General features: G+C 63.6%; 22 protein-coding genes. 4 read left to right on the top strand and 18 right to left on the bottom strand.

Translation table 11 applies throughout. From position 1 onward, the window contains the following. Positions 1-35 precede the first annotated feature (35 nt). Complete coding sequence (locus tag AC3A4H_RS10225; RefSeq protein WP_487766592.1) at positions 36-1211, top strand: CaiB/BaiF CoA transferase family protein; 1176 nt, start codon at positions 36-38, stop codon at positions 1209-1211. Next, on the top strand, positions 1208-2857 hold the full coding sequence (locus AC3A4H_RS10220; protein WP_487766591.1) for a thiamine pyrophosphate-binding protein: 1650 nt from the start codon (positions 1208-1210) through the stop codon (positions 2855-2857). The genes AC3A4H_RS10225 and AC3A4H_RS10220 overlap by 4 nt, the downstream gene beginning before the upstream one ends. Before the next feature lie 94 nt (positions 2858-2951). Here the strand turns inward: AC3A4H_RS10220 and AC3A4H_RS10215 are convergent, their stop codons facing one another. The 8 genes from AC3A4H_RS10215 to aptA all read right to left on the bottom strand — a co-directional run bounded on the left by AC3A4H_RS10215 (position 2952) and on the right by aptA (position 10977). Continuing rightward, a complete protein-coding gene (locus AC3A4H_RS10215; RefSeq protein WP_487766590.1) occupies positions 2952-3389 on the bottom strand; it encodes a CHRD domain-containing protein in 438 nt (145 codons plus the stop codon). A gap of 220 nt (positions 3390-3609) precedes the next feature. Further along, positions 3610-4572: an ABC transporter substrate-binding protein gene (locus tag AC3A4H_RS10210; RefSeq protein WP_348777401.1), complete on the bottom strand. Its 963-nt coding sequence runs from the start codon at positions 4570-4572 to the stop codon at positions 3610-3612. Between the two features lie 22 nt (positions 4573-4594). Next, a complete protein-coding gene (locus tag AC3A4H_RS10205; protein WP_487766589.1) occupies positions 4595-5722 on the bottom strand; it encodes an ABC transporter permease in 1128 nt (375 codons plus the stop codon). Beyond that, on the bottom strand, positions 5719-6654 hold the full coding sequence (locus AC3A4H_RS10200) for an ABC transporter permease (RefSeq protein ID WP_487766588.1): 936 nt from the start codon (positions 6652-6654) through the stop codon (positions 5719-5721). The genes AC3A4H_RS10205 and AC3A4H_RS10200 overlap by 4 nt, the downstream gene beginning before the upstream one ends. Then, a complete protein-coding gene (locus AC3A4H_RS10195) occupies positions 6651-7175 on the bottom strand; it encodes an endonuclease domain-containing protein (RefSeq protein WP_487766587.1) in 525 nt (174 codons plus the stop codon). The genes AC3A4H_RS10200 and AC3A4H_RS10195 overlap by 4 nt, the downstream gene beginning before the upstream one ends. Before the next feature lie 61 nt (positions 7176-7236). Further along, on the bottom strand, positions 7237-8028 hold the full coding sequence (locus tag AC3A4H_RS10190; protein WP_348777405.1) for an ABC transporter ATP-binding protein: 792 nt from the start codon (positions 8026-8028) through the stop codon (positions 7237-7239). A 304-nt stretch (positions 8029-8332) separates the two neighbouring features. Beyond that, positions 8333-9583: a Zn-dependent hydrolase gene (locus AC3A4H_RS10185; RefSeq protein ID WP_487766692.1), complete on the bottom strand. Its 1251-nt coding sequence runs from the start codon at positions 9581-9583 to the stop codon at positions 8333-8335. 65 nt (positions 9584-9648) lie between these two features. Continuing rightward, positions 9649-10977: an omega-aminotransferase AptA gene (gene aptA / locus AC3A4H_RS10180; RefSeq protein ID WP_487766586.1), complete on the bottom strand. Its 1329-nt coding sequence runs from the start codon at positions 10975-10977 to the stop codon at positions 9649-9651. Between the two features lie 241 nt (positions 10978-11218). Between aptA and AC3A4H_RS10175 the strand changes: the two genes are divergently transcribed. Beyond that, on the top strand, positions 11219-11854 hold the full coding sequence (locus AC3A4H_RS10175) for a TetR family transcriptional regulator C-terminal domain-containing protein (RefSeq protein WP_487766691.1): 636 nt from the start codon (positions 11219-11221) through the stop codon (positions 11852-11854). Between the two features lie 131 nt (positions 11855-11985). After that, positions 11986-12294 carry an EthD family reductase gene (locus AC3A4H_RS10170; RefSeq protein ID WP_487766585.1) on the top strand — a complete coding sequence of 103 codons (309 nt, stop codon included), beginning with the start codon at positions 11986-11988 and terminating at the stop codon, positions 12292-12294. Positions 12295-12337: 43 nt separating this feature from the next. Here AC3A4H_RS10170 and AC3A4H_RS10165 read toward each other — a convergent pair whose 3' ends face one another. The 10 genes from AC3A4H_RS10165 to AC3A4H_RS10120 form a co-directional block, all read right to left on the bottom strand. Next, the gene (locus tag AC3A4H_RS10165; protein WP_487766584.1) at positions 12338-12760 is read right to left on the bottom strand and encodes an AprI/Inh family metalloprotease inhibitor; all 423 of its coding nucleotides are present in this window, start codon (positions 12758-12760) and stop codon (positions 12338-12340) included. A 113-nt stretch (positions 12761-12873) separates the two neighbouring features. Next, positions 12874-13332, bottom strand: a complete 459-nt coding sequence (locus AC3A4H_RS10160; protein WP_487766583.1) for a carboxymuconolactone decarboxylase family protein — start codon at positions 13330-13332, stop codon at positions 12874-12876. Positions 13333-13346: 14 nt separating this feature from the next. Further along, the gene (locus tag AC3A4H_RS10155) at positions 13347-13862 is read right to left on the bottom strand and encodes an RrF2 family transcriptional regulator (RefSeq protein WP_487766582.1); all 516 of its coding nucleotides are present in this window, start codon (positions 13860-13862) and stop codon (positions 13347-13349) included. A gap of 160 nt (positions 13863-14022) precedes the next feature. Next, positions 14023-15336: an NAD-dependent dihydropyrimidine dehydrogenase subunit PreA gene (preA, locus tag AC3A4H_RS10150; RefSeq protein ID WP_487766581.1), complete on the bottom strand. Its 1314-nt coding sequence runs from the start codon at positions 15334-15336 to the stop codon at positions 14023-14025. A 2-nt stretch (positions 15337-15338) separates the two neighbouring features. Next, a complete protein-coding gene (locus AC3A4H_RS10145) occupies positions 15339-16703 on the bottom strand; it encodes an NAD(P)-dependent oxidoreductase (protein ID WP_487766580.1) in 1365 nt (454 codons plus the stop codon). A 227-nt stretch (positions 16704-16930) separates the two neighbouring features. Beyond that, positions 16931-17212 carry a hypothetical protein gene (locus tag AC3A4H_RS10140; RefSeq protein WP_487766579.1) on the bottom strand — a complete coding sequence of 94 codons (282 nt, stop codon included), beginning with the start codon at positions 17210-17212 and terminating at the stop codon, positions 16931-16933. Positions 17213-17300: 88 nt separating this feature from the next. Further along, positions 17301-19442, bottom strand: coding sequence for a dipeptide ABC transporter ATP-binding protein (locus tag AC3A4H_RS10135; protein ID WP_487766578.1), 2142 nt, complete (start codon positions 19440-19442; stop codon positions 17301-17303). Between the two features lie 11 nt (positions 19443-19453). Continuing rightward, positions 19454-20614: an ABC transporter permease gene (locus AC3A4H_RS10130; RefSeq protein ID WP_487766577.1), complete on the bottom strand. Its 1161-nt coding sequence runs from the start codon at positions 20612-20614 to the stop codon at positions 19454-19456. Position 20615: 1 nt separating this feature from the next. Continuing rightward, positions 20616-21653, bottom strand: coding sequence for an ABC transporter permease (locus tag AC3A4H_RS10125; protein ID WP_487766576.1), 1038 nt, complete (start codon positions 21651-21653; stop codon positions 20616-20618). A gap of 217 nt (positions 21654-21870) precedes the next feature. After that, complete coding sequence (locus tag AC3A4H_RS10120; RefSeq protein ID WP_348777416.1) at positions 21871-23523, bottom strand: ABC transporter substrate-binding protein; 1653 nt, start codon at positions 23521-23523, stop codon at positions 21871-21873. Positions 23524-23869: the final 346 nt, after the last annotated feature.

Genomic DNA, 23869 nt, shown 5'->3' with positions numbered 1-23869 from the left:
CATCTGCATCCCCTCAATTCTCTCCAGGGCGTTTCATGGCTAATCCTCCACTTCACGGCATCCGGGTCATCGAGCTTGCCCGCATTCTCGCCGGGCCCTGGGCCGGGCAGTTGCTGGCCGATCTGGGCGCCGACGTCATCAAGGTCGAGAGCCCGAACGGCGGCGACGACACCCGCAAGTGGGGGCCGCCCTTCGTGGAAGGCCATGACGGCGAAAACCTTTCGGCCGCCTATTACCATTCCTGCAACCGCGGCAAGCGCTCCATCGCCATCGATTTTTCCACGCCCGAGGGCGCCGAGACGATCCGCAAGCTCGTCGCCACCGCCGACGTGCTGATCGAGAACTTCAAGCTTGGCGGCCTGAAGAAGTATGGCCTCGACTATGAAAGCCTGCGCGAAATCAACCCGAAGCTGGTCTATTGCTCGATCACCGGCTTCGGCCAGTCCGGCCCCTACGCGCCGCGCGCGGGCTACGACTTCATCGTGCAGGGCATGTCGGGCCTGATGTCGATCACCGGGCCGGCCGGCGGCGAGCCGCAGAAGGTGGGGGTCGCCGTCACCGACATTTTCACCGGCCTCTATTCGGTGATCGCGATCCAGGCAGCACTTCGCCACGCCGAAGCCACCGGCCAGGGCCAGCACATCGACATGGCGCTGTTCGACGCGCAGGTTTCCGTGCTTGCCAACCAGAACCTGAATTATCTGGTCTCCGGCGTGCCGCCGGTGCAGATGGGCAACGCCCACCCCAACATCGCACCCTACGAGGTGCTGCCGGTGAAGGATGGCCACTTCATCCTCGCTGTCGGCAATGACGGGCAGTTCCGGAAGTTCTGCGCGGTGATCGGCCTTGAGCAGCTGGCCGACGATCCGCTCTACGCCACCAATTCAGCGCGCGTGGCCAACCGCGTAACGCTGCGCGAGAAGATCGTGGCCGCCCTCGCCGCCTTCGAGCGCGCGCCGCTTCTGGACGCGCTGGAAAAGTCGCACGTGCCGGCAAGCCCGATCAACAATATCGGCCAGGCCTTCGCCGACCCGCAGGTGATTGCGCGCGGCATGCGTCTCGACCTCGACGACGGCCACGGCAACATGCTGCCTTCGGTGCGCGCGCCGATGGTGCTGTCCGAAACGCCGCTGACCTACGAACGGCCCTCGCCGCGCCTTGGCGAGCACACAGAAGAGATACTCAGGGAACTGGAGAAAACGGGATCATGAAAACCGGCGGCAAGCTGATCGTCGAAGCACTCGAGGCCAATGGCGTCGAGCGGGTCTACTGCGTGCCGGGCGAGTCCTACCTCGCCGTGCTGGACGCGCTGTACGACTCCCCCATCCAGACCATCGTCTGCCGCCAGGAAGGCGGCGCTGCGATGATGGCCGACTGCGCCGGCCGGCTGACCGGCAAGCCCGGCATCTGCTTCGTCACGCGCGGGCCCGGCGCCACCAATGCGTCCGCCGGCATCCACATCGCCAAGCAGGATTCCATCCCGCTCATCATGTTCATCGGCCAGGTCGCCAGCCATGCCAAGGAACGCGAGGCGTTTCAGGAGGTCGACTACCGCGCCTTCTTCGGCCCCATCGCCAAATGGGCGACCGAGATCGACGACGCGGCGCGCATTCCCGAAATTCTCACCCGCGCCTTCTCGGTGGCCACTTCCGGCCGCCCCGGCCCGGTGGTGATCTCGCTGCCGGAAGACATGCTGACCTCGCTGGTCGAGGCACCGCAAGCCCTGCCCTTCACGCCGGTAGAAGCACGTCCGGGCGAAGCGGAGCTGGCCGAGCTGGAAAGGCTGCTTGCCGGCGCCAAGCGGCCCTTCGCCATTCTTGGCGGCTCGCGCTGGGACGAGAAAGCGGTGGCCGATTTCCGCGCCATTGCCGAAGCCTGGTCTCTGCCGGTCGGCTGTTCGTTCCGCCGCCAGATGCTGTTCGATCACCTGCATCCGAATTATGCGGGCGACGTGGGCATCGGCATCAATCCCAAGCTCGCCACCTGCATAAAGGAGGCGGATCTCATCCTGCTGGTCGGTGGCCGCTTCGGCGAAATGCCCTCGTCCGACTACACGCTGATGAAGAGCCCCTATCCGGACCAGACGCTGGTGCATGTGCATCCGGATTCCAGCGAACTCGGCCGCGTCTACCGTCCCACGGTCGCCATCAACGCCTCGCCGGCCGCGTTTGCGGAAGCCTTTGCCGCGCGCAAGCCGGGCAATACGCCTGTATGGGCCGACGACACGGCCGCGCTGCACGAAAATTACGTTGCCTGGTCAACCCCGCCCAAAACCGGCCCCGGCGCAGTGCAAATGGGCCCGATCATGGAATATCTGGAAAGTGTGCTGCCTGAGGACGCGATCCTCACCAATGGCGCCGGCAACTACGCCACCTGGGTGCACCGCTTCCACCGCTTCCGCCGCTTTGCCACACAAGGCGCACCGACCTCGGGCTCGATGGGCTATGGCACGCCGGCGGCAGTCGCCGCCAAGGCGACCTTCCCCGAGCGCACCGTGGTCGCCTTCGCCGGCGACGGCTGCTTCCTGATGAACGGCCAGGAATTCGCCACCGCCGTGCAGTACGACCTGCCGATCATCGTCGTGGTCGTGAACAACGGCATCTACGGCACAATCCGCATGCACCAGGAGCGCGAATATCCGGGCCGCGTGGAGGGAACCGACCTGCGCAATCCTGACTTCGCCGCCCTTGCCCGCGCCTATGGCGGCCATGGCGAGACGGTGGAGACGACGGATGCCTTCGCGCCCGCCTTCGAGCGCGCCAAGGCAAGCGGCAAGCCGGCGATCATCGAGATCAAGCTCGATCCGGAGGCGATCACGCCAGCGCGCACCCTGACCGACATCCGCGAAAAGCGCTGAGAAAACCACAAGAGGGCGCCGCTGGCGCCCTCTTCATTTGAAGCCCGATGAGCCGAAGTGTCAGTCCGGGCCCTGCCCGGCTTGAAGCAGCCGGCTATTTGCCGGCCTTCTCCACCTGGCCGCGGATTTCGCCGTCGGGGTATTTTTCAGTGTGGACGTTGACGTAGTATTTGCCAGATTCAAGATCGGCTGCCTGCTCGTCCGTGAGCGTTGCAGAACCCTTGGAACCGCTGGCCGCGTCGGGCAATGGCACCGCCACATCGGCATTTTCACCAGGTGCCGCCGGGCCATGGAAATGCGCTGCAGTGGCCTCGCCGGTCAGGCCCTTATATTCCAGCGTCCAGCTAAGCGTCTTCGTGCTGGGATCGTAGGTCGCATGCACGATGCCCGAGCCTTTGGTGTCGGTGGGCGGAACTTCATGCGAGCCGTCCATCTTGGCTGAGAACTTCATCTCCTTTGCCAAGACGGGCGATGCCGCCAGAATGGCGATGGCAAGGCCCGCAAGCAGGGGCGTGTAGTTGAAGTGCTTCATTTCACTTCCTCCCGTGGTTTCCGAAACCGCCCCAATAGAGGGCGAACCAGCGCTTCCGGTATGGCTGCTCTAACGGCAGGGGTGCCGGAAGGTTGCCGCACTGCCAAGAAAAAGGGGCGGTTGCCCGCCCCTTTTTGCCGTCCCCCGCGAGGTCGGCTGGCCGTTTGCCGGCCCTGTCATCAACCCGCCGCCAGCCAGGTTGCGGCGGCACTGAGCGTCCTCAGAGCGCCTTGTCGGTGATCTCGGTGGTGTAGGCGCCTTCCGGCTCCTTGGTGATGATCTTCTGGTCGAGCAACGCCTTCACCGTGCGCTCGTAGAGAGCCTTGTCGAGCTTGCCGTCGCCGATCAGCTTGGCCACCTCGCCCATCATGCGCTTCTGGTGGTTCTCGTCCTGGCCGCCGGCGTCCATCACGGCCTCGGCGGCCTCATCCGGATGCTCCACCGCATACTTCCAGCCCTTCATCGAAGCGCGCACGAAGCGCACCATCTTGTCCTGGAAGGCCGGGTCCTGGAGCTTGTCCTGCATGACGTAGAGGCCGTCTTCGAGCAGGTCGTTGCCCAGTTCCGAGTAATTGAAGACGATGAGGTCTTCCGGCTTGAAGCCGGCGTCGATGGCCTGCCAGTATTCGTTGTAGGTCATGACCGAGATGCAGTCGGCCTGCTTCTGCACCAGCGGCTGCACGTCGAAGCTCTGCTTCAGAACCGTCACGCCGTCCGGGCCACCTTCGGTGGAATAGCCGAGCTTGTGCATCCAGGCATAGAACGGGTACTCGTTGCCGAAGAACCAGACGCCGAGCGTGTGGCCCTTGAAGTCTGCCTCGGACTTGACCGGGCCATCCTTCGGGCAGATCAGTTCAAGGCCGGACTTCGCATAGGGCTGGGCGATGTTCACCAGCGGCACGCCCTTGTCGCGCGCCGACAGGCCAGCCGCCATCCAGGTCACGATGACGTCGGCGCCGCCGCCGGCGATCACCTGCTCGGGCGCGATGTCCGGCCCGCCCGGCTTGATGTCGACGTCGAGGCCTTCCTCTTCATAAAAACCCTTGTCCTTGGCGACGAAATAGCCGCCGAACTGCCCTTGCGCCACCCACTTCAACTGCAGGGTCACCTTGTCGGCCGCCCAGGCCTGGGCAGCCGCCAGCGACATGGCGCCGGCAAGCATTGAAACTATCAGTTTCTTCATTTTTACACCCTCTGAAGTTCGCCTACCCACCACGGACAGACGGATGCCAAAACGTGACTACCCTTTCCGCAAGGGCAACCACGCCATAGAATATCGAACCCGCAAGGGCCGCAACCGCGATCTCGGCCCAGACCATGTCGACGTTCATGCGCCCGACCTCGGTGGAGATGCGGAAGCCCATGCCCACCACCGGGGTGCCGAAGAACTCGGCAACGATGGCGCCGATGAGCGCGAGCGTGGAGTTGATCTTCAATGCGTTGAAGATGAACGGCGCTGCGGCCGGCAGGCGCAGCTTCCACAGCGTCTGCCAGTAGCCGGACGCATAGGTGCGCATCAGGTCGCGCTCCATGTGGCCGGAGGCGGCAAGCCCGGCTACCGTGTTCACCAGCATCGGGAAGAAGGTCATGATGACCACCACCGCCGCCTTGGAATGCCAGTCGAATCCGAACCACATGACCATGATGGGCGCCACACCGATGATCGGCAGCGCCGAGACCATGTTGCCGATGGGCAAGAGCCCGCGCCGCAGGAAGTCCACGCGGTCGGCGAGGATGGCGACGACGAAACCCGCGCCGCAGCCCATGACGTAGCCGAAGATCACCGCGTGGAAGATGGTCTGGTTGACGTCCGCCCACAGCACAGGCAGCGAGTTGGCAAAGCGGGCAGCGACCGCGCTGGGCGGCGGCAGCAGCACGAAGGGAATGCCCGCCCCGCGCGTCACCGTCTCCCAGATGATCAGGATCCACGCGCCGAAGATGGTCGGGATCAGCAGCCGCAGGAGCGTGCTTGCGGTGCGGTTTTGCGGCCGCATCGCCGAAAGCACGGTCACGCAGCGCCAGGCGAGAAGCCACGCGGCCCCCACCAGCAGGAAGAACGAGGCATGTGCCGCGCCTTCGCTGCCGGCGATGCCGGATATGAGCAGCCACGCCGCTCCATGCGCGCCGACGAACAGGATCGCCGCCGCGAGCCCGGCCGACAGCGGCAACATGGACAGCAGAGCCGCCGCCCCGATCAGGGCGAATATCGCGGCCGTCGTGCCCGAGCCGAAGGGCTCGGCCCCGACCACGCCGGCAATGGGCAGTTTGGCGGCGGCTATCGCGCACAGTACGAGCACCAGCGCCGCCTGCCAGGAAATCCTGAACCCGCTCATGCCGGCCTCCCGCCCATAGAACGCTCGACAATGCGCCCGGCAACGCCCACCAGCGTGACCAGCAGCACCGCAACGATCGAACCGGCCACGAGCGCCGACCAGATCTCGATGGTCTGGCTGTAATAGGAGCCGGCGAGCAGCTTGGCGCCGATGCCGGCGACCGCCCCTGTGGGCAGTTCGGCGACGATGGCGCCGACAAGGCTTGCCGCCACGGCGACCTTCATAGAGGCGAACAGATACGGCATCGATGCCGGCACGCGCAGCTTCCAGAAGGTTTGCGAGGCGCTGGCGTTATAGGTGTGCATGAGGTCGAGGTGCATGATCTCGGGCGAGCGCAGGCCCTTCACCATGCCCACGGCCACGGGGAAGAACGACAGATAAGTCGAGATCAGCGCCTTGGGCACAAGGCCGGTGATGCCGATGGCCGCGAACACCACCACCACCATCGGCGCGATCGCCAGGATGGGAATGGTCTGGGACGCGATGATCCAGGGCATCAGGCTGCGGTCGAGCGCCACGAAATGCACGATGCCGACCGCGATCAGGATGCCGAGCACGGTGCCGAAGGCAAAGCCGAGCATGGTGGAGGAGAGCGTCACCCAGGCGTGATAGACCAGGCTGCGGTTGCTGGTGATCTTCCGCATAAAAGTGTTTTCGAAAAAGTTCGAAGCCACCTGGTGCGGCGCCGGCAGCGTCGGCTTGGGCTGCGACAGCGTCTTGCCGACGAATTCAACGAAGCCGGGCGCTTCGCCCGCGCGCCGGTCGAGATCGCGCTGGAACGGTGCATTCATGACAACGGCGAAGACGTACCAAAGCACGACCAGCGCCGCCAGGATCGACAGCACCGGAAAGACGCTGCCAGCGACGATGCGCGAGAAGATACCGACCTGTTTTGCCGGGGACTGCGCGAGGACATTCGAGGCCATGGTCATTCCTTGGCCCCCTTGCTTGAGAAGTTCCCCTCACCCGGCTGCTGCGCGGCCACCCTCTCCCCGATCGTGTTGACAGAGAAATTATTGTCACGAAGGCAGTTAATTCGTTCCCCTCCCCCTTGTGGGGAGGGGCTAGGGGTGGGGGTATTTTCCGACTTTGGAAAGAGGCCAAGCTCGTGCAGGATCTCTACGACGCACCCTTCAAAAGAGTCAGACAGTTCGCCGGTGTTGAACCTCAATGTATTGTAGCCTTGGGCTGCGAACCATTCATCACGTATGCGATCGCGAACGAGGCCAGTGGTCGTGAAGTGATGTTCGCCGTCGACCTCGATGACGAGGTGTCGTTCGTGGATCACGAAATCAACAACATACGGACCAATGGGAGCCTGCTGACGAACGTGAATGCCGTAAAGTCGACGAAATTCCCTCAGTTCCGACCAGAGCTTACGTTCACCTTCGGTCATGTTGCGCCGCAGCAGCCTGGCGCGGCGAATAGCGGCAGATCGAATGGCCGTTGGCATGAGAAGCACCCCCACCCCTAACCCCTCCCCACAAGGGGGAGGGGAATTTAGCATAGCCGCGTCAGTCATAGCTGTGCCCCGCGCGCAGGCCGTCGCGCACGCGCGCGGCGATGGCCAGGAACTCGGGCGTTTCGCGGATGTCGAGCGGCCGCTCCCGCGGAAGGGTCGACTCGATCACGTCGGTGACGCGGCCCGGGCGCGGCGACATCACCACGATGCGCGTGGAGAGATAGACCGCCTCCGGGATGGAATGGGTGACGAAGCAGATCGTCTTGTTGGTCTGGTCCCACAGTTTTAGAAGCTGCTCGTTGAGGTGGTCGCGCACGATCTCGTCGAGCGCGCCGAAGGGCTCGTCCATCAGAAGCAAGTCGGCATCGAATGCCAGAGCACGCGCGATCGAGGCGCGCTGCTGCATGCCGCCGGAGAGCTGCCACGGATATTTCTTCTCGAAGCCGGACAGGTTGACGAGGTCGAGCGTGCGCCTGATGCGCGCCTTCCGCTCGCTGCTGGATATGCCCATGATCTCCAGCGGCAGCGCGACATTGTTCTCGATGCTGCGCCATGGGAACAGCGCTGCGGCCTGGAACACGTAGCCATAGGCGCGCGCCTCGCGCGCCTGCTGCGGCGTCATGCCGTTGATGGAGATCGTGCCCGAGGTCGGCCTTTCGAGGTCGGCGATCACGCGCAGGAAGGTGGTCTTGCCGCATCCCGACGGGCCGATGAAGGAAACGAACTCCCCCTTGCCGATGGAGAGGTCGACATCCGAAAGCGCCCTGACGGGCCCGTCATTGGTCTGGAAGGTAAGCCCAAGCTTACTGGCTTCGATGACGGTATTGTTGTGTGCTGGCTGCAAGCTGGCTCTTTCCAATTTCCGTTGATCGACAAAGCGTATTCGAAGGGGCATGAGGCACGCGCCGACCGAGCCCTGGGAAAACAAAGGCTTGAAGCCGTTTCCCGACTCGAATTCGCAGGTCGCAAGAAAGCGTTTCCCGCCCTGCTGAAGGACCGGATCGTTGAGCGCGCGACCTTGCGGCCGCCGCATGGCGACCGGTCGCTATGTGCCGTAGGTGAAGGTGCTCCTCATTCTCCCGTGTTCCCCTTCTTGCGGGCCGCGCGCTTCTTTGTGGCGCGTCGGCCCGGTATTCTCCTGCGTGATCTTACTCCACGATCTGAGCAGTCTCCACCACCGCGTGGAAAAGCACGTCGCAGCCGGCGGCTGCCCATTCCGGGTAGATTTCCTCGGCCTCATTGTGGCTGAGCCCGTCGACGCATGGGCAGAAAACCATCGCCGTCGGCGCCACCCGGTTGATCCAGCAGGCGTCGTGGCCGGCGCCAGAGACGATGTCGCGGTGGGTATAGCCCAGCCGCTCGGCCGCGTCGCGGACCGCCTTCACGCAGCCCTCGTCGAAGGTGACCGGGTCGAAATGGCCGACCTGTTCGATCTCGAAAGAAATGTCGAGCGCTTCGCAGATCGTCGAGATGCCGTCACGGATGCGCATGTCCATCTCGTCCAGCACTTCCTTGTCGGGCGAGCGGATGTCGATGGTGAAGACCGTGCGGCCGGCGATGATGTTGCGCGAGTTCGGATAGACCTCCATGTGGCCGATCGCGCCGACGGCGTCGGGCTGGTAGTCCATCGCGACTTCGTGCACCAGCTCGGTCACGCGCGCCATGCCGAGGCCGGCATTGCGGCGCTTGTACATCGGCGTCGAGCCGGTATGCGCCTCCATGCCAGTCAGCGTCACCTGCAGCCACTTCAACCCTTGCCCGTGGGTAACGACGCCAATCTCGACTTCCTCGTCCTCGAGGATCGGCCCCTGCTCGATATGCAATTCGAAAAAGGCGCGCATCTTGCGCGCACCGACCTTTTCGTCGCCCTTCCAGCCGATGCGGGCGAGTTCGTCGCCGAAGCGCTTGCCTTCGGCATCCTTGCGGTCATAGGCCCAGTCCTGCTCGTGCACGCCGGCGAACACGCCGGAAGCCAGCATGGCCGGGGCAAAGCGGGTGCCTTCCTCGTTCGTCCAGTTGGTGACGACGATGGGATGCTTTGTCTTGATGCCGAGATCGTTCAGGGTACGGATGACTTCCAGGCCGCCCAGAACGCCAAGCACGCCATCGAACTTGCCACCGGTAGGCTGGGTGTCGAGGTGGCTGCCGACATAGACCGGAAGCGCGTCAGGGTCGGTGCCCTCGCGGCGGGCGAACATGGTGCCCATCTCGTCGACGCCCATTTCGAGGCCCGCTTCCTCGCACCACCTCTTGAAGAGGTGCCGGCCTTCGCCGTCGGCGTCAGTCAGAGTCTGGCGGTTGTTGCCGCCGGCAATGCCGGGGCCGATCTTCGCCATTTCCATCAGCGAATCCCACAAGCGTTCTGAATTGATTCGCAGATTCTCGCCCGGCGCGGCCATTCTTTTCATTCCCCCTGTTCGAACAGAAAAATGCCGGGAGACCCTCGCCTCCCGGCATCATTGTTTTAGTCGATCATGTTCAGCACTTCGCGGACATGATCGATGAGTTCATCGATCTGGCCCTTGGTGATGATCAGCGGCGGCGACAGCGCGATGATGTCGCCGGTGGTGCGGATCAGCGCGCCGCGCTCGAAGGCCTTCACGAAGGCCGAGAAGGCGCGCTTGCTGGGCTGGCCGGGAATCGATTCCAGCTCGATCGCGCCAACGAGGCCGATGTTGCGGATGTCGATGACATGCGGCTCGCCCTTGAGCGAGTGCAGCGCCTCTTCCCAGTAGGGCGCCAGTTCGGCGCCGCGCGTCAGCAGGCCCTCTTCCTTGTAGGTGTCGAGCGTGCCGAGAGCGGCGGCCGAGGCAATCGGGTTGCCCGAATAGGTATAGCCGTGGAAGAACTCGATCAGGTGCTCGGGGCCATTCATGAAGGCGTCGTGGATTTCCTTCTTCACGAACACCGCGCCCATCGGGATCACGCCGTTGGAGACGCCCTTGGCGGTGGTCATGATGTCGGGGATGACGCCGAAATAGTCGGCCGCGAACGGTGTGCCAAGACGACCGAAGCCGGTGATGACCTCGTCGAAGATCAGCAGGATGCCGTGCTTGTCGCAGATCTGGCGCAGGCGCTGCAGATAACCCTTCGGCGGAATGAGAACGCCTGTGGAACCGGCCACCGGCTCGACGATGACGGCCGCGATCGTCGAGGCGTCATGCAGCGCGACGATGCGCTCCAACTCGTCGGCGAGCTCCGCGCCATGCTCCGGCTCGCCCTTGGTGAAGGCGTTCTTGGCCGGCAGATGGGTGTGCGGCAGATGGTCGACGCCGGCGAGCAGCGTGCCGAACATCTTGCGGTTGGTGACGATGCCGCCGACCGAGATGCCGCCGAAATTGACGCCGTGATAGCCGCGCTCGCGGCCGATGAGGCGGGTGCGGGAGCCCTCGCCCTTCACGCGCTGGTAGGCCAGCGCCATCTTCAGCGCGGTGTCGACCGATTCCGAGCCGGAATTGGTGAAGAACACATGGTCCATGCCGGCCGGCGCGATGTCGACCAGGCGGTTTGCCAGCTCGAACACGATCGGGTGGCCCATCTGGAAGGCGGGCGCATAGTCGAGCTCGGCGGCCTGATGCTGGATCGCCTCGGTGATCTTGGGACGGCAGTGGCCGGCGTTGACGCACCACAGGCCGGCAGTGCCGTCGAGGATCTTGCGACCGTCGCTTGCCGTGTAGTGCATGTCCTTGGCGCCGACGAGCATGCGCGGCGCCTGCTTGAATTGACGGTTTGCCGTAAACGGCATCCAGAATGCGCTGAGGTCGTTCGGAGCGACGTTCTTTCTGTTAGACATAACCAAGCTTTCCTTCTGCGGTCCCCTGTTTCGATGCGGCCAACGCTTGGTCTTTGCAACACTTCTGTGTTACGCAATTTTTGACCGGTTGGACAAACGTTAGCACCGCCAGACAGGCGGTCAAGGGAATACTAGCCCATATGCGCGCGCCAAATCGCGTTCCACGGACCAAGAGGAACTGGTCCAGCGAATTAGTCCACAGCCGAGTGGCCCGCGCCCTCGCCAGGAGGCTTCCATGACGATGGAAAGCGCCGCGCCGCCGCGCCGCACACGCATCCAGCAGGAAAAGCGTGAACTCATCCTGGAAGCCGCGCTGGAGGTGTTTTCTACGCATGGTTTCCGCGGCTCGACCATCGACCAGATCGCCGAAGCCGCCGGCATGTCGAAGCCCAACCTGCTCTATTATTTCCGACGCAAGGAAGACATCTACGAGACGCTGATGGAGCGGCTGCTGGACACCTGGCTGGCGCCGTTGCGCGAGCTGGACGACAGCGGCGACCCGATCGCCGAGATTCGCGGCTACATCCGCCGCAAGCTGGAGATGGCGCGCGACTACCCGCGCGAAAGCCGGCTGTTCGCCAACGAGATCCTGCAGGGCGCGCCGCGCATCATGCCGATGCTGGAGGGCGAATTGAAAACCCTGGTGGACGAGAAGGCCGAGATCATCAAGAGCTGGATGCGCGCCGGCAAGATCGTCAAGACCGACCCGTGGCACCTGATCTTCGCCATCTGGGCCACGACCCAGCACTATGCCGACTTCGACGTGCAGGTGCGCGCCGTGCTGGGGCCTGACCGGAGCGGCGAAGGCCGCTTCGAAGACGCGGCCCGCTTCCTGGAAAACCTGTTCATCCACGGGCTGGCGCCGCACAAGGCTTGAGCAATGACGGCCGCGCAGGACTATCGTCCGGCTATCCACCGGGCCAGGCTTCGACCATGGTGACCAGACCTCCCCGCAGCGGCAGCCGGCGGGTCCGGCCACGCTCGACGGGAGCGATGGAGGAGACGGCGATGGCGAAGCTGATCGTGATGTACAGGACGCCGAAGGACCCGGCGGCCTTCGACCGCTACTATTTTTCCACGCATGTCCCGCTGGCCAGGAAAATACCCGGTGTCATCAAATATGAGGTGAGTGACGGAGCAGTTGCCACCCCTGCCGGTTCGGCGCCCTATCACCTGGTCGCAGTGCTGGAGTTCCGCTCCATGGCGGAGATCGAAACGGCGCTGACCTCTCCCGAAGGCCAGGCGGCTGCCGGGGACATTCCCAACTTTGCGGATGGCGGCGCCGAGCTCTTCCTCTTCGACACCAAGGAGGTCTGACGGCTTGCCTTCTTCGGACGGCGGCCCGCCTTCTTGCCTCCGCTCAGCCCTTGGGCGCGGGCTGGATCGTGAAGACGCCATCCGTATCGGGGAACGCGACATAGATGTCGTCCGGCGTCTCGAAGCGGATGCGCGTCCTGCGCTCGGCATCGACCAGATCGATCGCCCAGCCTTCCAGCAGCCGCCATGCGGTGATGTCGTCCAGAACCGGGAAGCTCGCGGCGCAGTCGGGCGCGAGTTCCAGTTCCATGCCGCCGATGGTCAGCTCGCGCTTCAGGACGACCATGCAATGCTTGTCGCCCGCAGCGTTGCTGATCGTCCACGGGCCGAACATGTCGGAAACGAACTCGGGATTGGCATTGTCGATGTCGATCGCCTGCAACTGATCGAACGTCGCTTCCTCAGCGAAGGCGCCGCCGCACCGCAGGCACGCTGCGACGGCAAGCCCAAGAAAAATGGATCGCATCCCCTTCCTCCCTGTCTGCGCACAGCAAAGCACCGCATGGGACGCGGGGCAAGACGCCTCAACAGGCGGCCGCGGGGCCGCACTGCGCTTTTGATGTCGAGTTGATCGAAGCGTTACGCGGCCTTGGCCTTCGCAACAGGATGGATGGAGTGGAACGACACGCACAGCCTGTTCCACATGTTGATCATACCCACCGCCACCGTGAGCTTGACCAGTTCCTGCTCGGAAAAGTGCTTGAGCGTGTTCTCGTAAAGCTCGTCGGAAACGCCACCTTTAGAAATCAGCGTTGCCGCCTCGACCCATGCGAAGGCGGCGCGCTCGCGCTCGGAAAACAATGGCGACTCCTTCCAGGCCGCGACGAGATAGAGCCGCTGTTCGGTCTCGCCGTCGTGGCGCGCCTCGCGGCTGTGCATGTCGACGCAATAGGAGCAGCCATTGATCTGCGAGGCGCGCAGCTTGATCAGGTGCAGGAGACTCTTTTCCAGCCCACATTCGTCCACGGCCTTGTTGAGGGCGCGCACCTCCCTGATCAGCTCGGGAGCAGCTTTGTAAAAATTCAGTCTTGGCTTCACGACATTTCCTCTCTCTATCGCTTGGTTGACGACGATTTCTGCACACGCTGATGGCGCGCGACGAAGGCGCAGTTGGCTGCCACGGAACGGGGGTCGGCTTCCGCCAGATACTCGGCCACGATGTCGGACAGGCGCTCGGCCGCCAACGCTGCCCGATAGGCCTTCTCCGCCCGCAGCATCGCGGCGTTGATGCCGCACGGCTTCACATAGGCCGAAGCCGGCAGCCTTGCCGGGCCGCGCTGGCGTATCTCCCCGCAGCGGAAGGCCGGTTGCGGCCCTTCGATAGCCAGCACGATGTCGAACAGCGAAATTTCCTCGGCCGCACGAGCCAGCCTGTACCCGCCGGTGGGCCCCGGCACGGATTCGAAAATGCCCGCAGCGACCAGCGCATTGAGATGCTTCAAGAGATAGCTGGATGAGAGGCCGAACTGCTCGGCCAGTGCGGCGCCCGGCATGGTTGCACCCTCTTCCATGCCGGTCAGAGCAGCCGCACAATGGATCGCCGCTTCAACGCCTTCACTCAGCTTCATGGCTTGCAAATCCTATTCATGGATATTTTATATCCTGGATGTTTTTTATCGTCAATTATGCAAATAGAAAACTGGCGGACCAAAGGCCCACCAGTTCTGCAAATCTGTGGCCAGGCGGCCTCCCTTCCCCCTTCGGGATTCCGCCTGGCCGGGAGGAACCTTATTCCGCCGCCTGGCGCGCCATCGGGTTGTTGGGATGCGTGGTCCAGTTGGCGTAGTCGGGCGAAACCGTCTTGCCCGTGCGCTTGTCCAGCGCGCCCACCGCCAGCGGCTCCATGGTGATGCAGCCTTCGACCGGGCAGACATTGACGCACAGATTGCAGCCCACGCACTCCTCCTCGATCACCTCGAAGTGGCGCACGCCGTCGACCATGCTGGTGATCGCCTGGTGCGAGGTGTCCTCGCAGGCGATGTGGCAGCGGCCGCACTTGATGCAGGCGTCCTGGTCGATATGCGCCTTGGCGATGTAGTTGAGGTTGAGATACTGCCAGTCGGTGACATTGGGCGTGGCGCGGCCGATCACGTCGTCCAGCGTCTTGTGGCCCTTCTCGTCCATCCAGTTCTCAAGGCCGGCGATCATCTCCTGCACGATCTTGAAGCCGTAGGTCATGGCCGCGGTGCAGACCTGTACATTGCCGGCACCCAGCGCCAGGAACTCGGCCGCATCGCGCCAGGTGGTGACGCCGCCGATGCCCGAGATGGGCAGGCCGCGGGTTTCCGGATCGCGGGCGATCTCGGCCACCATGTTGAGCGCGATCGGCTTTACCGCCGGGCCGCAATAGCCGCCATGGCTGCCCTTGCCGTCGATCGAGGGTTCGGGCGAGAAGCTGTCGAGATCGACCGCGGTGATCGAGTTGATGGTGTTGATCAGCGACACCGCGTCGGTGCCGCCGGCATGTGCCGCCCGCGCCGGCTTGCGGATGTCGGTGATGTTGGGCGTCAGCTTGGTGATGACCGGCATGCGCGTGTACTGCTTGCACCAGCGCACCACCATCTCGATGTACTCAGGCACCTGGCCGACCGCCGAGCCCATGCCGCGCTCGGACATGCCGTGCGGGCAGCCGAAGTTCAGCTCGATGCCGTCGGCGCCGGTCTCCTCCACCAGCGGCAGGATCGCCTTCCAGCTTTCCTCCACGCAGGGCACCATGATCGAGGCGATCAGCGCCCGATCTGGCCAGTTCATCTTCACCTGCTTCATCTCACGCAGGTTGGTCTGCAGGTCGCGGTCGGTGATCAGCTCGATATTGTTGAGGCCGAGCAGGCGACGGTCGGCGCCCCAGATCGCGCCATAGCGCGGGCCGTTGACGTTGACGACCGGCGGACCGTCCTCGCCCAGCGTCTTCCACACCACGCCGCCCCAACCCGCCTTGAAGGCGCGCTCGACATTGTAGGCCTTGTCGGTGGGCGGCGCGGAAGCCAGCCAGAACGGATTGGGCGACTTGATGCCGATGAAGTTGTTGCGAATGTCAGCCATGCTCACGCCCTCCCGTTCGCGGTGAGTGCCCGGTGAATGCTTTCGGCAGCGTCGCGGCCCTGCGCGACTGCCGAAACGGTGAGGTCCTCGCCGCCGAGGATGCAGTCGCCGCCGGCCCAGACCTTGGCCAGCGAGGTGCGGCCCTGATCGTCCACGACGATGCGTCCGCCTTCCATGGCAAGGCTTGCGCCGGAGCCGTTCACCGACGCGGGCTCGAAGGCCTGGCCGATCGCCTTGAACACCTGGTCGGCAGCCAACCGCACGATCTCGCCGGTGCCGGCGAGCTTGTCGCCCTTCATGGTGGTGTATTCGAGCTCGATGCCCACCACCTTGCCGCCTTCCGAGACGACCCGCCTGGGCTGCATCCAGTGGCGGATGACGACGCCGTTGGCGGTCGCCAGATCCTGCTCGAACACGGAGGCGTTCATGTGCTCCTGCCCGCGGCGGTAGCAGATGGTCACCTCTTCGGCACCGAGCAGCTTGGATTGCACGGCCACGTCGATGGCGGTCATGCCGCCGCCGATGACGACGATGCGGCGGCCGACGGGCAACGAACCGAGATCGCTGGCCTGGCGCAGCGTAGCGATATATTCGACGGCGTTCTCAACGCCTGCCGCATCCTCGCCTTCGGCCCGCAGCGCATTGATGCCGCCAAGGCCGAGACCGAGGAACACGGCGTCATAGTTCGCGGTGAGGTCGGCGAGATGGAAATCGCGGCCCATCGCCTTGCCGTTCTCGATGGTGATGCCGCCGATTGCCGTGACATAGTCGACCTCGGCCTGGGCGAAATCGTCGGTGCTCTTGTAGGCGGCAATGCCGTATTCATTGAGACCGCCGGACTTCGGCCTGGCCTCGAGAACCGTCACCTCGTGGCCGTAACGCGCCAGGCGATGCGCGGCGGCGAGGCCGGCCGGTCCGGCGCCGACCACGGCGATCTTGCGACCGGTCGGTTCCGCGCGCTGATAAAACTGCTTGCCTTGCTCCATCGCGATGTCGGTGGAGTAGCGCTGCAGGCGGCCGATCTGCACCGGCTTGCCTTCGGCGACTTCGCGAACGCAGACCTCTTCGCACAGCGTCTCGGTGGGGCAGACGCGAGCGCACATGCCGCCCAAAATATTCTGGTCGAAGATGGTCTTGGCCGAGCCCAGCGGATTGCCCGTGGCGATCTGCCTGATGAACATCGGAATGTCGATGGAGGTCGGGCAGGCCTGCATGCAGGGCGCATCGTAGCAGAAGTAGCAGCGGTCCGCTTCTACCAGGGCTTCGTGATGATCCAACGGAGGATGAAGATCGGAAAAATTCTCCGCATACTGTGCGGCGGCAAGCCTTCCGGCGGCTATGCCTTCCTTGAACTGACCTTCGGCCATTTCAGTTCCCCATTATTGTGGTTTTGGGAAAGGCTAGCACAGTTTATTTTTTTATCAATTGGTCAATTTTCGAAGTAACTACCTGAAATGACTATATGAAAACATGAATTTTATGCTCATATTTTCGTGGGAACTGCATCTGCTGCGCGCATCACCGCCGGCGGGCATTCTCGAAAATTCCGGGATTTGCCGCGTAGCCTAGTCAACAGCCCAGATCTTCGGCTGCCCTATTGCCCGCGCGGTCGCATGATCGGCACATCCATCGGCTGCGGGCTGATGCGCGGACGGTCCTGATCGCGGTAGATCTGCTGCTGCAGCTGGTAATTCTCACGCATCTGCTCGTCGCGCAGCGACTGGGAATCGTCAGGTACCAGGATCTGCGGCGGCGGCGCGGAACTGCGCCCTGCCCCCCCTCCCCGTTCGGCCGCGAAAACCTGGGTCATGCCCCCAAGCACCGTCGCCCCCAGGACTGCCACCATCAACCCCGACACATTCCGCAAAGCCGGCATCGCACGCACTCCACTGCGCCGCACCAACTCCGGTGCGGTCATGCACTTGCACCGACTTATATAGGGTTCTCCCGGTTTCAGACCATATTCAGCGGGCAGATGCGGCCGGATCCTGCATGTTATCGTCCCGCTCGAAGCTGATCACCGGCTCCATCTTGGCCAGCACCTCGTCCGACAGCCAGCACAGGCTCTTGTGGCCGCCGCCGAGCTCCTTGAGCGGCGGCACCTTGGTCTCGCACAGATTGTCCGGCACCAGGTGCTTGTAGCGGCAGCGGGTCTGGAACGGGCAGCCTGTGGGCGGGTTCATGGCCGAGGGGATTTCGCCCTCCAGCACGATGCGCTTCTTGACCACACTCGTGTCGGCAATCGGGATCGCCGAAAGCAGTGCCTCGGTGTAGGGGTGATAGGGCGGCGAGAATATCTGCTCGGTGGTGCCCTGCTCCACGATATGGCCGAGATACATCACCACCACGCGGTCGGCGATGTAGCGCACCACCGAAAGATCGTGGCTGATGAACAGCATCGTCGTCTTCTGCTCGCGCTGGATATCCATCAGAAGTTCGGTCACCGCAGCCTGCACGGACACGTCCAGCGCCGAAACCGGCTCGTCGGCCACCACTACGCGGGCATGCCCGGCAAAGGCGCGCGCCACGCCGATGCGCTGCTTCTGCCCACCGGAAAGCTGACGCGGCATGCGCTCGGCAAAGGCGCGTGGCAGCTTCACCAGGTCCAGAAGCTCGAACATCTTCTGCCGGCGCTCGGCAGCACTCTTGCCGACCTTGAATTTTTCCAGCGTGCGGATGATCTGCGAGCCGACCGAATGGCTGGGGTTCAGCGTGTCGAACGGGTTCTGGAACACCATCTGGATGGACGATACGGTGTCGACGTCGCGTTCCTCGACCGGGGTGGACTGGATCTCGCGGCCCGCGAGGGTGACCTTGCCCGAACTCGCCGTCTCCAGCCCCAGCAGCACCTTGGCCAATGTGGACTTGCCGCAGCCGCTTTCGCCCACAATCGCGACCGTTTCGGCCTCGCGCGCCTCGAAGCTGATCTCCTCATTGGCCTTGACGACGCGGCCCTCGCTGCTGGCGAACACCTCGTTGGCCGAGACCTTGTAGTATTTCTTCAGCTCGTCGATTTCGAGTACCGGCTGCCCGGGCCGCACCGGTTCCTTGCCAGTCTTCGCCCCTTCCGGCACCGCCGACCAGTCGATCTCGTCGAAGCGCACGCAGCGGCTGAAATGATTGTCGTGCCCTTCCACTGGCAACATCGGGATTTCGGCTGCGTTGCAGACGCCTTCCACGAAGTGATGGCAGCGCGGGCCGAAATTGCAACCTTTGGGCCGCTCATGCGGCAGCGGCAGCTGGCCGGGAATGGCGATCAGGGGCCGCGAATTCTTGTCGGCGCCCGGCAGCGGAATCGAGCGAAACAGCCCTTGCGTATAGGGGTGGCGCATGCGGTCGAAAACGTCCTTGACCTTGCCGGTCTCCACCGCCTCGCCCGAATACATGACCGTGATGCGGTCGCAGGTTTCCAGGATCAGGCCGAGATTATGCGACACGAAGATCATCGCCGTGCCGAACTCCTTGCCCAGCGCCTTGACCAGATCGACGATGCCGGCCTCCACGGTGACGTCGAGCGCGGTGGTCGGTTCGTCCAGCAGCAGCAGCGCCGGCTTGGAAAGCAGTGCCATGGCAATCACGATGCGCTGCTGCTGGCCGCCGGAAAGCTGGTGCGGATAGGACTTCATCAGCCGTTCTGGGTCGGGCAGGCGCACGGCCTTCAGCATCTCCACCGAGCGCTTGTAGGCCTCGTCCCTGGAGACCTTCTCATGGATGACCGGCACTTCCATGAGCTGCTTGCCCACCTTCATCGCCGGGTTGAGGCTCGCCATCGGCTCCTGGTAGATCATGGCGATCTTGTTGCCGCGGATGGCGCGCAGTTCCTTCTCCGACATCTCGGCCATGTCGCGGCCCTGGAACTTGATCCGGCCACCGACGATCTTGCCTATATTGGAAAGGTCGCGCATGACGCCGAGCGCCACGGTGGACTTGCCGCAGCCGCTTTCGCCGACAATGCCCATGGCCTCGCCCGGCATGACGGTGCAGGAGAAATCCATCACCGCCGGAATTTCCCCGGCGCGCGTGAAGAAGGAGATGGAGAGGTTCTCGATCTCGAGGATCGGTTCGACGCCCTGAACGGTGTCCGTGGTCCTGGCGGCTTCGTTCATGGTTGCCTCCATCAGTCTTTCAGCGATTGCTCGCGCAGCGCGTCGGCCAGGAAGTTCAGTCCGAGCACGAAGGACATCAGCGCGATGGTGGGCGGCAGCGCCGGGTGCACGGCCGAGCGCAGCAGGCGGCTGGCGTCCTTGATGGCCGTGCCCCAGTCGGGGCTTTCAGGCGCAAGGCCGAGGCCGAAATAGCCAAGCGTGCCGAGCAGGATGGTGGTGTAGCCGATGCGCAGGCAGGCATCGACGATGAGCGGCCCGCGCGCATTGGGCAGGATCTCCCACAGCATGATGTACCACGGCCCCTCGCCGCGCGTCTGCGCCGCCGCCACATAGTCGCGCGTCTTGATGTCCATGGTGAGCCCGCGCACGATGCGGAACACGCCGGGGCTGGAGGCGAACACCACGGCCACGAAGATGTTCAGCTCGTTGGGCGCCATGCTGATCAGCCCGAGCGGATCGGCGTTGAACACCAGGCCGGCATAGACCCAGCCGCCGACGAGCAGCGTCAGGGCAAGCAGGATGTAGAGGCGCTCCGGCCGGCTCTTGAAGCGCGTGTAGAACAGCACGCAGAAGAACACGATCGGAAAGACGAAGAACAGCCCGGCCATCGCATAGGGAATGGGCGTGTCCATGATGCCCGGCGTGACCAGCAGGTAGAACAGCAGGATCACCGGGAAGGCCAGCACCAGATTGGCGAGGAAGGACAGCACCGTGTCGATCCTGCCGCCATAGTATCCGGCCGGCAGGCCGAGCGTGATGCCCACCATCAGCGCAAACGCCGTGGCCGCCGGCGCGATGGCGAGAACGATCTGGCTGCCATAGACCATGCGGCTGAAGACGTCGCGGGCGAGCTTGTCGCCGCCGAAGAGATAGGGCATGCCCGAGGCCGGATCGATGGCACCCGGCAGCGCATCCTTCATGACGGGCACCTGCGCCAGCGGATCAAAGGTGGCGACGTGGCCGGCGAACATGGCCGTGAACAGCCAGAACAGGCAGATGGTGACCCCGGCAACGCCGACGCCGCTTTCGAAGATCTGGCCATAGAGGCCGAGGCGTTTCCGGAAGCGGAAGCTGGCCGCCAGCACCAGGGCAAGCGCCACCCAGACGGGCCAGAACCGCGCCAGGGCGCCGAGCACGATCTGCGTGGTCGAGAGATATTCCAATCCGCTCATCTTACTGCACCCTGATGCGTGGATTGAGATAGGCGTAGCCCAGGTCGGAGATAAGCTGCGTGAACAGCACGACGAAGACGGAAACCAGCGAGCAGCCGAGCAGAAGGTCGATGTCGTTGTTGCTCGCCGCCTCGACCAGCGTGTAGCCAAACCCCTGGTAGCGGAACATCACCTCCACGATGACGACGCCGGTGAGCAGCCACGGGAACTGCAGCATGATGACCGTGAAAGGCGCAATCAGCGCGTTGCGCAGCGCATGCTTGACGACGACGCCGGAAAAGCTCAGGCCCTTCAGCCGGGCGGTGCGGATATATTGCTGCGTCATCACCTCCACCATCGAGGCACGCGTCATGCGGGCGATGTAGCCGATGCCGTAGATCGCCATGGTCATCACCGGGAGGGTGAAATTGTAGAAGGTGACGCCCTGCGCAGTTGCCGTCGCAGCCGAGCCGTTCAGCCAGCCGAGCCAGGAGGCGAAGATGACGGTGAAGATGATGCCCGAGACATATTCGGGCGTCGCGGTGGTGGTGATGGAAGCCACGGACAGCGCGCGGTCCGTGCGGCTTCCCTCGCGCATGCCGGCGAGTATGCCGATGAGGAGCGAGATCGGCACCATCGTCGCCATCACCCAGAACATCAGGATGCCGGTGGCGCCCAGCGCCGGGAATAGCTTTTCGGCCACCGGGGCGCGGAATTTGGTCGAACAGCCGAAATCACCCTGGAAAACGCCGGAGAAGGTCGGCACGTCCGGCTCGTTGCAGAAGCGGAAGCGCGGCACGGCCTTGCCGGTGGCGGGGTCGATGTTGGGCTGCTTGGGCAGCACGCCGAGCCACTGGCCGTAGCGGACGAAGAAATTCTGCCGGTAGCCGTTCTTCACCAGCCAGCTCTCGAGCTGCTCGGCGGTGGCCCGCTGCTCGGTCTGGCTGATCGCCAGCTTCTTCAGGTTGGGTTCGAGATTGACGAGGAAGAAAACGACCAGCGTCAGGCAGACCATGGTCAATGCCATGGTGCCGAGCCGGCGGAGAATGAATGCAAGCATGCGTGCCCCTGCCTGTCGGGTTTCGGGCGGGCCGCGATTCATGAGCCGGCCGAAGGGCCCGCCCGGCGGATGCGCTCACAAGCCGTCCGGGCTGGACGTACCGGCGGAGGCGGACCGCCTCACGACCTGCGGCCAGTTTCATGAATTCAGCGACGCGGATCAACCCAGTTGGAAAGGCGGGAAAGACGCGCGAGCGCCTCCCCCGCCATCAATGCGCTCAGGCTTCGTCGAGCCAGACCTTGCCGACGTCAATCTCGAAGGTCGGATGCATGCCGTGGTTCTTCACCGCGGCCACCGAGTGGTTGTAGAGCTTGCGCCAGTATGGCTGGATGATGATGCCGGAATCCTGGAGGATCTTTTCGATGTCCTCCATCATCGCCTTGCGTTTTTCGGCATCGGCGACGGCCAGGGCCTTGTTGAGCTTCTCGTCGAACTCCTTGTTGGACCAGCCGGTCTCGTTCCACGCCTCGCCGCTGCGATAGCCCAGCGCCAGCACCTGCACGCCGAGCGGCCGCATGTTCCAGTTGGTCATGGAATAGGGATACTTCGTCCAGTCGTTCCAGAAGGTCGAGCCCGGCAGAACCGTGCGCTTGACCTTGATGCCGGCCTCGCGAAGCTGGGCCGCGATGGCGTCGCCGGTGTTCTTGTGCCAGTCCTCGTCGGCCGTGATCAGCTCATGCTCGAAGTCGGCCTGGCCGGCTTCCGCCATCAGGGCCTTGGACTTCTCGATGTCGCGCTTGATCGGCGGCAGGGCGAAATATTCTGGATGGATCTGGCAGACATGGTGGTTTTCCGCCACCGAGCCGGCACCGCCATAGCCGAGTTGCAGGATCGTCTCGTTATCGACGGCAAGCTGCAGGGCGTTGCGCACCTTCTGGTCGTCATAGGGCTTGTTGTTGACGTTGGTGCGCGCCACCAGCGTGGTCGACGTGACCACTTCGGACTTCACCAGGCCGAGCCCGTCGAGGATGTTCACATAGTCGGCGGTCGTCTCGTAGTTGGCGTGGATTTCGCCGGACTCGAAGGCGCTCACGGTCGCGGCGGGGTCGGTGCCGTAATCGATGAACTCGACGCCGTCGAGATAGACGTCGCCGTTCCACCACTTGTTGTCCGTGCGGCGCTTGTAGACCACGCGCTGGCCGACATCGAAGGAGACAAGTTCGAACGGGCCGGTGCCGATCGGGTGCTTGGTGAAGTCGGCGCCCGTCTCGTCGAAGGTGCGGTGCACGACAAGACCGGGATAATCGGTCAGGTTGGGAATGAAGGAGATGTCGGAGGCGGCCAGCTTGATCTTGACTGTGTGGTCGTCGACCCGGGTGATGGCGCCTTCGCGGGCCTTGCCGGTGGCCTCGTCGATCAGCGTGCCCATGCGCGCGGCCATCGAGTTGCCTTCGGCCTTCTTGTCGCACCAGCGGTTGAGGTTGTAGATCACGTCGTCGGCGTTGAAGGCATCGCCATTCGTCCAGGTCGCGTTCTTGCGCGCCTTCAGTACATATTCGGTGGCGTCGTCGTTCACTTCCCAGCCTTCGAGCAAATAGGGCTCGAAAGTATAGTCGCGCGTATACTTGACCAGCGGCTCCAGCGACTGGCGCTGCGAATTGGAGATTTCGGACCAGTCGGCCATGCGCGGGTCCTTGGGCGCCTTGATGAACATGGCAATCTTGAGCACGCCGCCCTTCTTGGGCTCCTCGGCACGAGCCGGGGTGGGTGCGGCAAGGCCTATCATGCCATAGGCCATGGCCGTGGAAGCGCCGAACACGCTCGCCAAAGCAAGAAACTCACGGCGGTCGACTTTTCCCGCCTTCACGTCTTTGGCCATTTCGCGAATGTGATCAGGCACTACATCCGCGTTGCTCTTGTAGAAAGACATTATTGTTCTCCCATTGTTGGCTTTCCGCCGATTAGCATTTCGTATCCCCTCGCCAATGTCAAAAAGCGAGAGCTCGAAACTTGCAGGCAAGAGTGCAACTTTGGATGGGGAGCGGGTGGCGCGAATACGACAAGAATGCCGCAAAATTGGTAGTCAGCGGCAGATTCGAGCATTTTTTTCGCGAGCCATAGAAACTACGGCCAAATCCGAAAAGCGAACAGCACCAGATCGGGCTCAACGTGGGGCCAGCCAAGGCTTCACGCTGCCTTGCCTACCGGCTTATTTCGCCCTCGGGGCCAAAACCTGTGGAAAGTGGCGGAAGCTACTATCCGCGGGCACGCAACAC

The organism is Pseudaminobacter sp. Soil_N_29, from assembly GCF_057656055.1.
This window is presented reverse-complemented; position numbering and strand designations above follow the sequence as displayed.